Genomic DNA, 15,192 nt, shown 5'->3' with positions numbered 1-15,192 from the left:
ACCCCCAACCCCCCCCCCCCCCCCCCCCCCCCCCCCCCCCCCCCCCCCTCCTCCCCCCCCCCCCCCCCCCCCCCCCCCCGGGCCAGGTCGGCCTGCGTGCTCACAGGCTGACCAGCAGTTGGTGGTCGATCTCGACGAACTCCACGATCAGGTCGGCGAACCGCCCCGCGATCAGCTCCTTGTACGCCGCCGATCCGGTGTGTGCGTCGTACGCCGCCTGGTTCGCGAAGTGCTCGACGAACAGCAGGTAGTCAGGGTTGGCCGGATCGCGGTACACCCGGAACGACAGCGTCCCCTCCTCGGCACCCGGCCCCTTCGGCGCGAACTCCTGCACGATCTGCTCGGCCACCGCCTGGTTGCCGTCCTTCAACTTGATCGGAAACACCTTTGCCAGCACTTGATTCCTCCTGAGGTGGTCTCTGGTACCCCTCAAGATTCGCCCGCGGACCCACCCCGGGTCTGGCCATATTCGGTCATCTCCGCCTGCTCGCCATATGAGACGATATGTCTCACAAAACAAGATTCTGAGTTAGCGTAAGGCTTGCTGGCGAGGGCAAAGGAGCCTGGGATGAACAACGTGTACACGCACGGCCACCACGAATCGGTACTGCGGTCGCACAGCTGGCGCACCGCGGAGAACTCGGCCGGCTACCTTCTTCCCCATCTCCGGCCCGGCATGTCGCTGCTCGATGTCGGCGCCGGCCCCGGCACCATCACCGCGGACCTGGCCCGCCTGGTCGAGCCCGGCCGGACCACCGCGCTGGAAGCGAGCGAAGCCGCCCTCGACATCACCAGGTCGACCTTCGCCGAACTCGACGTGAAGGTCGAGTTCGCCGTTGGTGACGTCCATGCGCTGGACCTTCCGGACGACACGTACGAAGTCGTCCACGCACACCAGGTCCTGCAGCACGTCGCGGATCCGGTGCAGGCGTTGCGGGAGATGCGGCGGGTGTGCAAGCCCGGCGGGATCGTCGCGGTCCGGGACTCCGATTATCACGGCTTCGTCTGGTACCCGGAGTTGCCCGAGCTGGACGAGTGGATGGCGCTCTACCAGCGGATGGCCCGCGCGAACGGCGGCGAGCCGGACGCCGGCCGGCGACTGCTGTCCTGGGCGCTGGAGGCCGGCTTCGAGAAGGTCGACGCAACCGCGACCAACTGGGCATTCACGAACGAAGACGATCGCGCGTGGTGGGGCGGCATGTGGTCGGACCGCATCCTGAAGTCCGCGCTGGCCGATCAGGCTCGCGGTGCCGGCGTACCCGAGGAGGCGCTCACCGCCATCTCCCAGGCCTGGCAAACCTGGGCCGCCCGTCCCGACGGCTGGATCTCCGTCCTGCACGGCGAACTCCTCTGCATCGCTTAGCGCGAGCGCTGTCGGGAGATCTCGTACAGGACTGCCGTTGCTGCGTTGGCGGCGTTGAGAGAGCTGGCTGAGCCGGTGATGGGGATGCGGACCAGTTGGTCCGCGGCTTCTTTCCACGCGGCGCTCAGACCAGCTGTCTCGTTGCCGATCAGGAGCAGCGTGGGCTGGGTGAAGTCGAAGTCGAACACGTCGACGGATCCGTGCTCGTCGGTGCCCACGACCACGATCGGTACGGCGTGCCGTCGTACCCAGTCGAGGACCTCACGATGCGACGGCACTCGTACGGCGGGAACCGCGAAGAGCGACCCGGTCGTCGCGCGGACCGCCTTCGGATCGTAGACGTCAGCCGCGTGCCCGGTGACGATCACGCCATGCGCACCGAACGCGTCCGCGGACCGGATGATCGACCCGATGTTTCCCGGTCCGGTCGGCCGGTCGAAGACCACGCCCAGGAAGTCCGGCCGGACCTCGATCCGGTCCAGATCGTCGGCCGGCAGTTCCAGCACCGCGATCAGCTCGGGCGCGGCCTCGCCCTTCTCGCCGAGCTCGGCCAGCAGCTCGCCCGCCATCGCCACCCGCTCCACGCTGGGTAACCGCTGCAACAGGTCCTGTGCCCAGCGTGACAACGGCCGGGAGGCATCGGTGATCACCGTGCGCACCGGCCATCCGTTGTCCACGGCAACCGAAATCGGCCGGACCCCCTGGACCAGGAACTCCCCGGCCCGCTGCCTCTTGGTCCGGTTGGTCAGCAACGCCTGCCACACCTGAAACCGGGCATTCCGAGCCGTGATCCGCTGCACCCGACCACCCTACTCAGGACGGCGGCGCTGCCGTCGACTCGCGGACGATGAGCTCCGGACGGAACAACAGCGACTGACCCTGCTTCGGACCGGAGTCGTCCAGCCGGGACCGGAGTTGGCTGAACGCGGCCGCCGCCATCTCCCGCATCGGCTGGCGGACGGTCGTCAGGGTGGGCGCGTACAGGTCGGCGAGCACGATGTCGTCGAAACCCACCACCGACACGTCCTTGCCGACCTCGAGCCCGCCGTCGCGCAGCCCACGGCACACCCCGAGCGCACACATGTCGTTGATCGCCACGATCGCGGTCGGCGGATCGTCCAGCGCCACCAGTTCCGCGGCGGCCGCGCGCCCCAGTTCGGACGCCTCGACATCGCCGAAGTCGTCGGCCCCGGTGCCGGTCGGCGCGCGCAATGCCTCCGCCGGATCGAGGCCGGCCTGCTCGAGCCCGGCGACGAAACCGCGATAGCGCTCCTTGCGGTTCACGCTCGCCAAGGCCCCCGAAACGAAGGCCAGCCGGCGGTGGCCGAGGTCGGTGAGGTGCTGCGTGGCGAGCTGGCTGCCGATCGCGTTGTCCACACTGATGCTCACCAGTGACGCGGGATCGCCGGCTTGCGACGTACGGTCGAAGGCGACCAACTGGAGTCCGCGCTCGACCAGCGGTAGCACGTGCTCGAGCGACGGCAGCGACGAGCACAGTACGACGCCGTGGACGCCGTCGGCCCACAGTTCGTCGATGTAGTCGCGTTCGCGGCGTGGATCGCGCTCGGAGTTGCAGAGCAGCACGTGATAGCCCTCGGCCAGGGCGGCGGACTCCAGGTGCCGGGCCAGCGCACCCCAGAACGGGTTGCCGACCGACGGGACGACGAGCCCGATCGTGGTGTTCCGGCCGGTGCGCAACTGCCGGGCGGCGCGGTTCGGCCGGTAGCCGAGCTTGTCGATCGCCGTCTCGATCCGCTGCCGGGTCTCCGGCAGCATCCGATGGTTCCGCCCGTTCAGCAGGTTCGACACCGTGCTCGGCGAGACGCCTGCCTCGGTCGCCACCTGCTGGATCGTCACCTCACCCATGCCCACCCGCGCATTCTTCCTCACCTTCGCCCCGTCGTTCTGCCATGTCGCAGTGCAACGATGCATCACGAATCGGCGAAAGTCCAGCAGAAGCCGATCGAGCTCAGCCTCTTGACGATCGCCGGAATCGCTTCCTAGCATGCGGTGCATCGTTGCACCAGCTCGCATCCGCAGCGCCGCTGCGGCTGGTAGATCGTTGCACCACTCCCATCTCGCAGCACCACGAAAGGCGCGCCATGGAGTACTCCCGCAGATCAGTCCTGACGGCCCTCGGCCTCGGCGCGTTCGCCGCCGCCACCGGGTGTTCCGCATCGCCGTCCGGGGACGGGCAGGCGGCCGCCGAGGGTCCCGCCGAGGGCGAGATCACGCTGCTCACCCCGATCTTCGAGGGCAGCACCGGCAAGCAGTTGCTCGAGGGCAAGCTGCTGGCGGCGTTCAAGCAGAAGAACCCGAACGTCACGGTCAACGTCGACTACACGACGTACGCCGCGCTGAACGAGAAGCTCACCACCGGCCTGGCCGGCGGCCTGATGCCGGACGTCGTCATGCTCGGCGTCGGCTGGATCCCGCCGTTCGCGCACAAGAAGGTGCTCGCACCGCTGCCGGACGAGCTCGCGAAGCGCTACCAGTACGAGGACCGCGTCCTCGAGCCCTCCCGGTACGACGGCAAGCTGTACGCACTCCCGTTGGTGCTCGACACCCGGATCGTCACCTACCGCAAGGACATGTTCGCCGAGGCCGGGATCACGCAGCCGCCGAAGGACTGGGCCGAACTGCGCGAGATGGCCAAGGAACTGGCCCGGGCCGACGGCTCCGGCAAGCTGACCCGGGTCGGGTTCGACCCGTTCTCGATCGACCTGCGGCAGTGCTGGGAGACCTTCCTGTTCGCGAACGACGGCAACCTGTTCGACGAAGCCGGTCAGCAGGTGAGGTTCGACGACGAGCGCGGGGTCGAGGCGTTGCAGCTGTTCCTCGACGTGATCAAGGACAAGTCGGGTGACTACTCGTTCAAGTCGTCCGCCGGTCAGCCGAGCACGCTCGCACAGGGTCGCTCGGCGATGATGATGGCGAACAACTCGCTCTGGGTGCAGCTGCAGCAGCAGAATCCGGAGCTGCTGAAGGAAGACAAGGTCGGCGCGTTCATCCTCGCCAACAAGGTGCCGGCGATGCTGCAGGGCGGGACCCTGGTGGCCCGCTCCGCCTCGACCAAGCACGCCGCGGCGGCCCAGGCCCTGGTGGAATTCATGGGGACGCCGGAGAGCATCCTGCCGACCGCCCAGCAGCGCGGTTCGGTGCCCGGCGTGCAGGACCTGCGGACCTCGGACTACGTCAAGAACAACGGCTTCGTGAAGCTTGCCCTGGACAACATGAGCAAGGCTCGCTCCGAGGGCGGTACGCCGGCCTGGATGGAGATCCGGGAGAAGATCAAGACCACCTTGGAGACCGCGGTCGTCGGCCAGAAGACCGCCAAGGAAGCGATCGACGAGCTGGCGAACCTGAGCAAGCAAGCGATCTCCCGGTTGTGAGCGGCACGATGGTGTCGACACTGGAGAAGGTGCGCGAAGTCGCACCCGGTCCGGCCACCAGCCAGCCCCGTCGCCGCCTCTTGCGCAGTCGGAGACGGGCCGGGCTGCTGATGGTCGCGCCCGCGCTGCTGCACGCGCTGATCTGGATCGGGATCCCGCTGGTCGCCGCAGTCGTCCTGAGCTTCACGTCGTACGACGTCCTGACGCCGCCGCGCTTCGTCGGCCTGGAGAACTTCCGCGACCTGCTCGCCGACGACGTGTTCCGGCGCGCGGTGCTGAACACCAGCGTCTACACGTTCTTCACCGTCCCGGTGGCGATGTCGATCGCGTTGCTGATCGCGCTGATGCTGAACACGAAGCTGGCCGGCCGGGCGATCTTCCGGACCGCGATCTTCATCCCGCAGGTGACCGCGACGATCGCGGTCGCGCTGGTCTGGTTGTGGATCTACGATCCGCGCAGCGGCCTGGCGAACGCCGTACTGTCGTTCCTTGGTCTGGACGGCCCGAATTGGCTGTCCTCGACGCACTGGGCGATGCCGGCGGTGATCGTGGTCGGTGTCTGGCAGGGCATCGGGCTGAAGATGCTGATCTACCTGGCCGCGTTGCAGAGCCTGCCGACCGAGCTGTACGAGGCGGCGTCGGTGGACGGCGCCTCGAAGGTCAGGCAGTTCTTCAGCCTGACCGTGCCCCTGCTGAAGCCGGCCACCTTCTTCGTCTTCGTCACCTCGGTGATCGGCGCGTTCCAGTCGTTCGACCAGGTGTACATCCTGACCGATGGCGGCCCGGCCAACAGCACCACGATGATGACGTACGAGATCTACAAGTCCGCGTTCCGGGAGTTCCGGATGGGTTACGCCTGCGCGCAGAGCCTGGTGCTGTTCGCGCTGCTGCTGGTCCTGACCCTGGTCAACCGGCGGATCACCGGAGGCGACCGTGCCCGTTGACGGCCTCCGCCGGATGAGGGCCGGCCGGATCGCCCTCTACCTGACACTGACCGCGATCTCCCTGGTGATGATCGTCCCGTTCGTCTGGATGCTGCTCACCTCGCTGAAGACGCCGACCGACATCGCCGCGGTGCCACCCCGGCTGTTCCCGACGAAATGGGCCTTCAGCAACTATGCCGACGCGTTGCACGCCGCCCCGTTCGCGACGTACGCGCGGAACAGTTTCGTCATCGCGGCCAGTCACACCCTGCTGAACGTGCTGATCGCCTCGATGGCCGGGTACGCGCTGGCGCGGCTGCGGTTCCGCGGCAGCTCGCTGATCTTCCTCGGGTTCGTCGGTGCGCTGATGATCCCGACGTACACGAAGATCCTTCCGGAGTTCCTGATCGTGCGGTTCATGCCGCTGTTCGGTGGCAACGACATCACCGGTCAGGGTGGGACCGGCTGGCTGGACACGTGGTGGGCGCTGATCATCCCGGGCGCGGTCAGCCCGTTCTCGGTGTTCCTGTTCCGGCAGTTCTACCTGGACCTGCCGGTCGAGCTCGAGGAGGCGGCCCGGCTGGACGGCCTCGGCGAGTTGGGCATCTACGCCCGGATCATGACGCCGCTGGTGAAGCCGGCGTTCATCACCGTCGCGCTGCTGACCTTCGAGGGCTCGTGGAACAACTTCCTCTGGCCGCTGCTGGTGACCAAGAGCGACAGCCTGCGGGTGATCCAGGTCGGGTTGTCGGTGTTCCGGACCGAGAACGACACCCAGTGGGCGTTCCTGATGGCCGGTACGACGCTGGCCACCGTGCCGATGGTGGTCTTGTTCCTGATCGGGCAGCGCTACTTCGTCCAAGGTTTCGCGACCGCGGGCATCAAATGACACTCAGCGAAAGGAACGTACCTATGACCGGGGAACTGCAAGGCACGCGAGCGCTGGTGACCGGGGCCGGGCACGGCATCGGCCGCGGGATCGCGCTCGGTCTGGCGGCCGCCGGAGCGGACGTCGCGGTCCACTACGGCAAGTCCGCGGACGCCGCCGCGCAGACCGTCGCCGCCATCGAGGATCTCGGCCGGAAGGCGATCGCGGTCGGTGCCGACGTCACGAATACGGCGGACGTCAACCGGCTGCTCGACGATGCGGTCGGTTTCCTCGGCGGGCTCGACGTCCTGGTCTGCAACGCCGGCCACCTGATCGGCCGGGTCAAGGTCGAGGAGATGTCCGACGAACACTTCCAGCAGGTCGTCGACGTGAACCTCGGCGCCACCTTCCGCACCACCCGGGCCGCGATCCCGTACCTGGCGCAGTCCTCCAACCCGCGGATCATCACGATGGCCTCGCTCGCCGCGCACAACGGCGGTGGCCCCGGTTCGGTGATCTACGCGGCGGCCAAGGCGGGGATCCGTGGATTCACCAAGGGCCTGGCGAAGGAGCTCGGCCCGCAGCGGATCACGGTCAACTCGGTCGCGCCGGGCTACATCGCGGAGACGGCGTTCCACCAGACCTTCTCCACCGAGCAGGCCCAGGCGAACATGGTGGCCGGTACGCCGATCGGCCGCGCCGGTCAGGTCGAGGACGTGGCGAACGCGGTCCGGTTCCTCGCGCTGCCGGCGTCGGGCTACTTGACCGGGATCACCATCGACATCGACGGTGGCACATGGCCTCGCTGACCGGACATCCGCCGACCGAGCGCGGTGGCTGGTGGCACGAGTACGTCTGCCCGGCGCACGGTGTCGAGCTCGAGCACGTCGAGTTCGAAACCGGTGAGTTTCCGGTCGGCGGCGTACCGTGCTCGTACGGCTGCCGCGTCGACACCCCGGCGGTGCGGGGCGCCTGGCGGGTGCTCGCGCATCACTGGTGGGCGCGGCGGATCCGCTTGCTCTCGTACGACGGTGGCGGCGCCGAGCTCCTCACGTCGTACGCGCGGCTGTATCAGGACCTCACGAGATCCGGGGAGCACGAGCAGGCGCAGGGGTGGATGCAGCGCGGGCGGCTGTTCCACCAGGCGCTGACCGATGCGGTCTGGGGCGTGCCGATCGCGCACGCGATCCTCAACCTCGTCGGGCACGCGGGGTTGGCCGAGACATTGCCGATGCTCGACGACATGGTCGCCGGGGCGCGGCGGGCGCGGGACGCGATGGTTGCCCAGGACAAGTTCTCCTCGAACTACACGGCGTGGTTCAACGCGCTCGGTACTGTGGCCGGACAGGCCGCGGCCGCCGTACGGGGTGAGCCGTGGGAAGGCGACAAGGAATGGCTGACCGGAGAACATGGTCAGTTCGCGCACTTGGAGATCGCGACCGGCGAGGATGGCTGGGAGTGGGAAGCCAGCACGTATTACCACGGCTTCGTCCTCCGGGCTTATCTCCTCAGCCTGCGGGGTGCCGATCCCGCTGACGTCCCCGACCGGCTGGGCGCGATGATCGGCGCGCTCGCCGGGATCGCGACCGACGGCGGCATCCTGCCCGCACTGCACGACGGTCCGTACCGTCGCGTCCCGCTCGCGCTGGAGTGGCTGGAGATCGTTGCCCTCGCACGTCAGTTCACCGCTAACCACGGGCTGGACGCCGTTGCCGCCCACGCCCGCGCGGAAGTGGGCGCGGAGTACGACGGTCTCGAGGACAGGTTCGGCGGGTGGTTCGCAGGCCCACCACGCTCGGGCGCGGTGCAGCTCCGCCCGCTGACCGGTTGCTATGCGGTGATTCGCGCCGGCGGCATTCACGCGATCCTCGACCATGGACCGCACGGTGGATCGCACGGTCACCATGACAAGCTCTCGCTCTACCTGTACGGCGGGACCACGCCGTGGCAACCCGACCCGGGGCAGGTGCCGTACGGGCATGCCGAGTGGCGGCGCCACTACAAGTCCGCGGCCGCACACCCGACGATCCGCATCGATGGCCTCGAGCCGAACGAGGCGACCGGTGTTGTCACGACGGACGACATGTCGGTAACGGCGGAGGTCGCCGATTGGTACGACGGTGTCCGCGCGACGCGGCAGGTGATCGCAGGAGACGGCTATCTCGTCGACGTGGTCCGGGTGATGGCAGATCAGGAACGCGAGATCGTGCTGCAGTTCCGCCCCGATGTCGACCTGACCGTGGAGGTGGGGCCAGGTGTGGTCCGCACAGTGTGGGCGGGCCAGGAAACGCTGTATGGCTACCACCTTGGTGTTGGGGTGCCGGTGACTCAACCGGGACCTGGGCCGGCAGATGACCCACAGCGGACACGAACTGTTCTCGACTGGACCGTTGTCGGCACCTCCGCCACCTTCTGTTCTGTCTACTCGACCACCGACGTTGCCGTCGAGGTGACCGGCGACGTGGTCACGGTCGGCGGGCATGTGCATCGGATCGGGGGCCGTTGATGCTGATCGACAAGCGTCTGGACGACCTGCGCGACAGACTGGACGGTCAACATGCCGCGCGCTGGCGGCGGCTGCGCGAGCAGTGCGACTGGTACCGCACTCAGACCCCACCGACCGAGCACCCATCCGCGAGCATCACCTACTTCGGCCCGGCCGCCGCGAACCTCGCCCTGGCCTACCGCCTGACCGGCAACCCCGGCTACCGGGCCGAGGCCGCGCGCTGGATCTCCGCGGCGATCGGGTTCCCGCACTGGGGCAAGGCGCACCTGCCCGACCACGACCTCGACGCCGGCTGGCTGCTGCACGGGCTGTCGCTCGCACTTGCCTGGCTCGGTGACGACTTCGAGCTGGCCGACGAGTTGCGCGCGAAGCTGGAGCTGCAGGGATCGCGGTTGTACGAGTTCGCCGTCGAGTCCGAGGGGTCCTGGTGGAGTTCGTCGTACTGGCAGAACCACAACTGGATCTGCTACACGGGCCTCGCCGCGGCCGGCTATGCGCTCGGCAAGACGGAGTGGACCGAGCGGGCGAAGGAGAACTTCGCGACCGTGATCGACCTGCTGCCGGCCGACGGGTCCGACATGGAGGGTGTCGTCTACTGGCGGTACGGCGTCCCGTGGCTGGCGACGTACCTGGATCTGCTCCAGGACCAGGAAGGGCTGGACTGGTGGAACCGGTGTCCCTTCCTCGCCAACACGTTCTCCTATCGGCTGCAGCAGTGTGCGCCCGGTTTCGAGGAGAACATCGACCACGGCGACTGCCACGATCGCCGCAGCGGCCACAGCGTCGCGCTCTACTACAAGCTCGCCTCCGCCTACCGGATCGGCGAGGCGCAGTGGCTCGGTGATCTGGTCGCCGACCGTTTCTTCTGGCGCGAGGCGTACGCGAGTGGCGTGAAGCCCGGCGTGCTGCCCGAGGCCTACCTCGAGCTGCTCTGGTACGACGACTCCGTCCGGGCAACGCCGCCGGAGGAGAAGACGCCGTTGTCGGCGTACTTCCCTGACCTCGGCCTCGTCACGGCACGGACCGGATGGGACGACGAGGCAACGATGGTGTCGTTCAAGGCCGCACCGGGCGGCGGGCATCGGGCCTGGGAGACGTCGCACCGGCTCGACCGCGAGCGTGGTTGGGACACGCTGAGTGCCGGGCATCATCATCCGGACGCCGGGTCGTTCGTGCTCACCTCGCGGGGTGCCTTCCTGGCGGTCGACGAGGGGTACAGCAATCGCAAGCGGGCCGGAGACCACAACCTGATCCTGGTCGACGGGCAGGGTTTCGCCGACGAGGATCGGTACCACGTCTACAAGGGTGCGCCGTACGAGCGCCAGGCCCGGATGGTCGACGTACTCGCGGCGGGCGGGATGCTCCACGCGACCGCGCGGATCGCCGCGATGTATCCGGCTGAGCTGGAGATCACCCGACTCGATCGAACCCTCGTATTCACGCCCGCCGGCCGGCTGGTCCTGCTTGACCGGTGTGCCGCTGGGTCGCCGCGGGACTGGACGTTCCTGCTGCACGCCGACTGGCCGCTCGAACTCGACGACGAGATCGTGCTGCGCTCGGGCGGCGCGCAAGCCTGGGTCCGCCTGCACACGCCGCTGACCGTCGAGTCGGCCGTCACCGAAGTCGAGGCGAATCCCACCTCGAGCACCCCGAGCCTGCGCCTGACCCGCACTCTGCACACCCTCCGCGCCACCGCCGAACGTCGTGCGGCGGCGACCTTGCTGACGACGATCGAACCAACCTCGGCTCTCCGCCCGGCACCACCCACCGCACGCCGCCTCGACCTCACCCGAGGCTTCGGCATCGCCTTCGACGGAGAAACCGTCCTGTTGGCCGACGACGACGGCGTCATCGAGGGCGAGGGCTTCGCCGAGCAAACCAAGGCCGTCATCCAGACCGCCGACCGGAGGATCACGGTATGAGCCGCCGGGGCGATCACCTGGTGACCCGCCGGGACGGTCTTGGGGTGACTCGGCGGGCTGTCGACTGGCTGGGGTGGTTGGCGAGTCCGGTGCTTGCGGGGGCGGCGTTCTCGATCCTGTGCTTGGGCGTGGTGACCTGGTTGCCGGCGCTGGCGGCGGTCGGGTTCGCGCTCAACCGGTGGCGGACCGACGGCGACACCCGGTGCTTCGCCGGGGTCTTCACCGGATGGCGCGTGTACTGGCGTCCGTTGTTGCCGCACTCCGTCCTGATGACTGTTGCGGCAGTGGTTGCTGCCAGCAACTTGTCCTTCCTCTCCGGCCATTCCGGGCCGGTCGTGCTGACCTTGTTCATGATCCACGTCGGGCTGGTCGCGGCCGCGGTCACCTACCACCTTGCGCTGGCCGTTGCCGCCGGTCGCGACCCGTCCGGCTCGGCATCCAGCTGGCGTCGTACGGCGTTCCGGCTCGCCTTCACCTCCGTCCCGCGCGGTACCGCCCTGCTCGGCGCGGCCGTCGCGGCCCCGATCGTCTCGCTCGTCGTTCCGGCGGGCCCGCTGCTCCTCGGCACCACAGTCCCCGTACTGGTCGGGCTCCTGGTCGCCGACCACGCATAGCCCCGCCAACCGCCCGACAGGAGGACCACTATGTCCAGAGCCGTCCCGATCCCGCTCCCAACCACCACCTGCTGATGCCCACTCCCTCCCGCCGAGACCTCCTCACCGGAGCCCTAGGCGGACTCCTAGGCGGCACAGTCCTCGGCAAACCAGCCACAGCCCACGCCGGCTCGCCCGCCGCTCCGGTCCCGACGACCCCACACCCTCGGTGGATCACCAGCTGGGCCGCAGCTCACACAGCCCCAACCCCCACCGATCTCGACGCCACCACCGGCTTCACCAACACCACAATCCACAACACCATCCACCTATCCGCCGGGACCGCGCCCGGCAGAACCGCCTCCGCCCAGCTTCGGCTCCGTTTCGCCAACCCTTTCGGCTCGGCACCTCTCCTACTGGGCCCCGTGACAGTAGCGGGGGCCCACCAACCGGTTGCTGCGGCTTCTGCCACCACCTCCCGTCGCGTGTTGTTCGGCGGTGATGAGCAGGTCGTGCTGGCTGCTGGGGCGACTGTGGTGAGTGATCCTGTTGATCTGGCCGTACCGGACGGCAGCGACTTGGTAGTGAGCATGTACTTGCCGGGTCCGACAGGCCCGGTGAGCTTTCACCGGAACGTGCATGCCACTGGGTTGATCGGTGATCGGCCGACGAAGTCGGTGTTCCTGCTGAGTGGCGTCGACGTACTCGCGAACGGCCGGCAGACGCTGGCGGTTCTCGGTGACTCGATCACCGAAGGAGTAGGAACCCCGGACGACGCCAACCTTCGCTGGCCGGATCAGTACGCCGCGCGGTTCCGGCATCGACCCGCGGTCGCCAACCTCGGGATCAGTGGGAACCGACTGCTGCTGGACGACGCCCGCTTCGGCCCAAGCGGTCAAGCACGCTTCGACCGCGACGTCCTCGCACTACCAGGACTCCAAGCGGTACTGGTCTTCCTCGGCATCAACGACATCCAGCAACCACCGAGCCAGACCGACCCCGCGCGACTCCTGGCCGGCTACGAACAGCTCGCCCGCCGGGCCCGCGACCACCACCTGAAGGTGCTCGGGGCAACCATCGGCCCCTTCAAGGGCTGGATCCGTTACACCGAACCGCTCGACCAGATCCGCCACCAGGTCAACGACGTACTCCGATCCGGCCGCATCTTCGACCGCATAGCCGACGTCGACGCCGTACTGCGTGATCCGGCCGACCCCGCGCAGTTGCGACCGGCCTTCAACAGCGGCGACGGCCTGCACCCGAACGCCGCCGGAGCCAAGGCGATCGCCTTATCCGTTTGAGAGGACTCACATGCCAGACCTCACCCTCCGCCGCCGGACTGTGCTCGGTGGCATGCTCGGCTCGGCCGCGCTGCTGACCGTGCCGACCCCGTCCTGGGCCGACGACTCGACCGACGAACTCCGCCGCCGTTGGCAAGTGCGGCTCACCGGCGGTCCAACCGTCGATCCAGCCGACCCCGACCTGGCCGTCGCGATCGCGCGGATCGACAAACTCGCACGCTCCGCCCTGACCACCCTCGATCGCTCCGCGACCCGTACGGCGCTCTGGCCGGATCTCGCGAGTACGACGCTGTCGAACCACGTCGCGTCGAACTTCCGCCGGATCGAGCAGATCGCGGTCGCCTGGGCCACGAGCGGCTCGGCGTACCAGGGCAACGCGAGCGTCGCCACGGACATCCTCGGCGCGCTCGACTGGATGCACACCAACCGCTACAGCCCGAGCCTGCCGCGGTACGACAACGACTACGACTGGGAGATCGGCGCCGCCTCGGCGTTCGCGGACACTCTTGTCCTCCTGTACGACGTGATCCCCGCCGGCCTGCGGACGACGTACACGACCGCGATCGACCACTACACTCCGGACCCGAACCTCTGGCGTGCCGACCGGCAGATCGCAACCGGCGCGAACCGCGTCTGGATCGCCACCGTGGTCGCGATCCGCGCGGTCCTCGACGGCGACACCGCGGCACTCGTGCGCGTCCGGGACGCGATCAGTGATGTGGAAGGCGGCGGTGCGAACAGTGTCCTCGCGTTCAACGACGCCCCCGGCCGGATCGACGGCACCGGCGAAGGCTTCTACAGTGACGGCTCGTTCCTCCAGCACTACAAGCACCCGTACAACGGCGGCTACGGCAAGGAACTGCTGGGCACACTGTCGTCCCTGCTCTACCTGCTCGGCGGTACGCCGTGGACCGTCACCGATCCTGACCTCGACAACATCTACCGCTGGATCGACGACGCGTTCGACCCGTTGATGGTGCGCGGCGACCTGATGGGCTCGGTCTGCGGTCGCGAGATCGCCCGTCCCAGCAAGCAGAACCACGCGCCGACCCAGACGATCATCGAAGGCACCCTCCGGCTGATCCCGGCCGCGCCGGCCGACCGGGCGGCGCGACTCACCGGGCTGGTCAAGCAGTGGATCACCGAGGACACGTTCCGCGATTTCCTGACCGTCACCGACCCGGCCTCGCTGGTGGCGGCCCGGGCCGTCCTCGCGTCGACCACGCCGGCTCGTGGGGCACTTGTCGTACACAAGCAGTACCCGCTGATGGACAAGGTGGCGCACCACCGCCCGGCCTTCACCGTCGGGCTGAGCGCGTACTCGTCCCGGATCTACAACTACGAGTCGATCCAGAACGAGAACCTGCACGGCTGGCACCTGTCCGACGGGATGGTGCTCGTGTACGACGACGACCTCGGCCACTACTCGGGCGACTACTGGCCGACGGTCGACCCTTATCGGTTGCCGGGGACAACGGTCGACACCCGGCGGCTGGCCGACTCGTACGGCTTCCGCACGACGAGCGAGGCCGACTGGGTCGGCGGCGCGGCGATCCCCGGCCGGACGATCGGTGCCTACGGCATGGATCTCAGAAGCTACGGGACGAACCTGAAGGCCCTGAAGAGCTGGTTCCTGATCGACGACGCGGTGGTCTGTCTCGGCTCCGGCATCACCGGCGACGGCGCGGTCGAGACCATCGTCGAGAACCGCAAGCTGCGCGTCGGCGACGAGACGTTCACCGCCGCACCCGGGTGGTGTCACCTGGCCGGCACGGGCGGCTACATCTTCCCCGACCGAACGCCGATCCGGACGCTGCGCGAGAACCGTACGGCGACCTGGCGCGAGATCAACCTCAAGTACGGCACCGACGTTCCGGTCACCCGCCCGTACCACACCGTCTGGATCGACCACGGCACCACGCCCGTTGCCCAGGGCTACTACTATGTGCAGTTGCCGACGGCCACCTTGGCTCAGACGAAGACGTACGCGGGCAAGCTGCCGGTCCAGAAGCTCCGCGCCGACGCCACCGCCCACGCTGTCCGCCTGCGCAACGTTCTTGCGGCCAACTTCTGGACCGCGGGCACGGTCGCCGAACTGACAGCCGATGGTCCAGCCTCCGTGGTCGTAGCGGCCGGCACGATCGCGATCTCGGACCCGACGCAAACCCGTTCGTCGGTCACCGTCGACCTCAGCCGGCCCGGCCTGCGCCTGGTGAGCGCCGACGACGGGGTACAGGTCAGTCGCCACGGTTCCGGCTGGCGCCTGGTAGCCGACACCTCGAACCTCCATGGCGCCAGCCTGACCGCGACCTTCCACTGAGGAG

13 protein-coding genes are annotated in these 15,192 nt (G+C 68.3%); 10 read left to right on the top strand and 3 right to left on the bottom strand.

Features of this window, described 5'->3' with window-relative positions; translation table 11 throughout:
• Nucleotides 1-100: 100 nt before the first annotated feature.
• Nucleotides 101-397, bottom strand: coding sequence for a putative quinol monooxygenase (locus ACZ3HV_RS07845; protein WP_465681985.1), 297 nt, complete (start codon nucleotides 395-397; stop codon nucleotides 101-103).
• Between the two features lie 171 nt (nucleotides 398-568).
• Between ACZ3HV_RS07845 and ACZ3HV_RS07840 the strand changes: the two genes are divergently transcribed.
• Nucleotides 569-1,363, top strand: coding sequence for a class I SAM-dependent methyltransferase (locus ACZ3HV_RS07840; protein WP_465681983.1), 795 nt, complete (start codon nucleotides 569-571; stop codon nucleotides 1,361-1,363).
• On the opposite strand, the gene ACZ3HV_RS07835 is transcribed toward ACZ3HV_RS07840, so the two are convergent.
• Together ACZ3HV_RS07835 and ACZ3HV_RS07830 are read right to left on the bottom strand one after the other, a co-directional pair.
• Nucleotides 1,360-2,163 carry a TrmH family RNA methyltransferase gene (locus tag ACZ3HV_RS07835; RefSeq protein ID WP_465681981.1) on the bottom strand — a complete coding sequence of 268 codons (804 nt, stop codon included), beginning with the start codon at nucleotides 2,161-2,163 and terminating at the stop codon, nucleotides 1,360-1,362. The two genes, ACZ3HV_RS07840 and ACZ3HV_RS07835, sit on opposite strands and share 4 nt — an antisense overlap.
• Nucleotides 2,164-2,176: 13 nt before the next feature.
• Nucleotides 2,177-3,253 (bottom strand): LacI family DNA-binding transcriptional regulator, encoded by a 1,077-nt coding sequence (locus ACZ3HV_RS07830; RefSeq protein ID WP_465681979.1) that lies wholly within the window; start codon nucleotides 3,251-3,253, stop codon nucleotides 2,177-2,179.
• Between the two features lie 212 nt (nucleotides 3,254-3,465).
• On the opposite strand from ACZ3HV_RS07830, the gene ACZ3HV_RS07825 reads away from it, so the two are divergent.
• The 9 genes from ACZ3HV_RS07825 to ACZ3HV_RS07785 all read left to right on the top strand — a co-directional run bounded on the left by ACZ3HV_RS07825 (nucleotide 3,466) and on the right by ACZ3HV_RS07785 (nucleotide 15,188).
• Nucleotides 3,466-4,755 (top strand): ABC transporter substrate-binding protein, encoded by a 1,290-nt coding sequence (locus tag ACZ3HV_RS07825; RefSeq protein ID WP_465681977.1) that lies wholly within the window; start codon nucleotides 3,466-3,468, stop codon nucleotides 4,753-4,755.
• An 8-nt stretch (nucleotides 4,756-4,763) separates the two neighbouring features.
• Nucleotides 4,764-5,699, top strand: a complete 936-nt coding sequence (locus tag ACZ3HV_RS07820; protein ID WP_465681974.1) for a carbohydrate ABC transporter permease — start codon at nucleotides 4,764-4,766, stop codon at nucleotides 5,697-5,699.
• The gene (locus ACZ3HV_RS07815; RefSeq protein ID WP_465681972.1) at nucleotides 5,689-6,567 is read left to right on the top strand and encodes a carbohydrate ABC transporter permease; all 879 of its coding nucleotides are present in this window, start codon (nucleotides 5,689-5,691) and stop codon (nucleotides 6,565-6,567) included. The genes ACZ3HV_RS07820 and ACZ3HV_RS07815 overlap by 11 nt, the downstream gene beginning before the upstream one ends.
• A 23-nt stretch (nucleotides 6,568-6,590) precedes the next feature.
• Nucleotides 6,591-7,355 (top strand): SDR family NAD(P)-dependent oxidoreductase, encoded by a 765-nt coding sequence (locus ACZ3HV_RS07810; RefSeq protein ID WP_465681970.1) that lies wholly within the window; start codon nucleotides 6,591-6,593, stop codon nucleotides 7,353-7,355.
• Nucleotides 7,343-9,052 (top strand): heparinase II/III domain-containing protein, encoded by a 1,710-nt coding sequence (locus ACZ3HV_RS07805; protein WP_465681968.1) that lies wholly within the window; start codon nucleotides 7,343-7,345, stop codon nucleotides 9,050-9,052. The genes ACZ3HV_RS07810 and ACZ3HV_RS07805 overlap by 13 nt, the downstream gene beginning before the upstream one ends.
• Nucleotides 9,052-10,974 carry a heparinase II/III family protein gene (locus tag ACZ3HV_RS07800; protein ID WP_465681966.1) on the top strand — a complete coding sequence of 641 codons (1,923 nt, stop codon included), beginning with the start codon at nucleotides 9,052-9,054 and terminating at the stop codon, nucleotides 10,972-10,974. The genes ACZ3HV_RS07805 and ACZ3HV_RS07800 overlap by 1 nt, the downstream gene beginning before the upstream one ends.
• Entirely contained in the window at nucleotides 10,971-11,588 is a 618-nt protein-coding gene (locus ACZ3HV_RS07795; protein WP_465681964.1) for a YesL family protein, read from the top strand. The genes ACZ3HV_RS07800 and ACZ3HV_RS07795 overlap by 4 nt, the downstream gene beginning before the upstream one ends.
• 515 nt (nucleotides 11,589-12,103) lie before the next feature.
• The gene (locus ACZ3HV_RS07790; protein WP_465681962.1) at nucleotides 12,104-12,868 is read left to right on the top strand and encodes a GDSL-type esterase/lipase family protein; all 765 of its coding nucleotides are present in this window, start codon (nucleotides 12,104-12,106) and stop codon (nucleotides 12,866-12,868) included.
• A gap of 10 nt (nucleotides 12,869-12,878) precedes the next feature.
• Nucleotides 12,879-15,188 carry a polysaccharide lyase 8 family protein gene (locus ACZ3HV_RS07785; protein ID WP_465681960.1) on the top strand — a complete coding sequence of 770 codons (2,310 nt, stop codon included), beginning with the start codon at nucleotides 12,879-12,881 and terminating at the stop codon, nucleotides 15,186-15,188.
• Nucleotides 15,189-15,192 lie beyond the last annotated feature (4 nt).

This window comes from Kribbella sp. NPDC020701 (assembly GCF_055562215.1).
This window is presented reverse-complemented; position numbering and strand designations above follow the sequence as displayed.

What these genes read in the sequence shown, in the direction of transcription:
- ACZ3HV_RS07800 (WP_465681966.1), top strand. Translation starts at nt 9,052, where the DNA reads ATGCTGATCGACAAGCGTCTGGACGACCTGCGCGACAGACTGGACGGT.
- ACZ3HV_RS07820 (WP_465681974.1), top strand. Translation starts at nt 4,764, where the DNA reads ATGGTGTCGACACTGGAGAAGGTGCGCGAAGTCGCACCCGGTCCGGCC.
- ACZ3HV_RS07805 (WP_465681968.1), top strand. Translation starts at nt 7,343, where the DNA reads ATGGCCTCGCTGACCGGACATCCGCCGACCGAGCGCGGTGGCTGGTGG.
- ACZ3HV_RS07840 (WP_465681983.1), top strand. Translation starts at nt 569, where the DNA reads ATGAACAACGTGTACACGCACGGCCACCACGAATCGGTACTGCGGTCG.
- ACZ3HV_RS07785 (WP_465681960.1), top strand. Translation starts at nt 12,879, where the DNA reads ATGCCAGACCTCACCCTCCGCCGCCGGACTGTGCTCGGTGGCATGCTC.
- ACZ3HV_RS07825 (WP_465681977.1), top strand. Translation starts at nt 3,466, where the DNA reads ATGGAGTACTCCCGCAGATCAGTCCTGACGGCCCTCGGCCTCGGCGCG.
- ACZ3HV_RS07810 (WP_465681970.1), top strand. Translation starts at nt 6,591, where the DNA reads ATGACCGGGGAACTGCAAGGCACGCGAGCGCTGGTGACCGGGGCCGGG.
- ACZ3HV_RS07795 (WP_465681964.1), top strand. Translation starts at nt 10,971, where the DNA reads ATGAGCCGCCGGGGCGATCACCTGGTGACCCGCCGGGACGGTCTTGGG.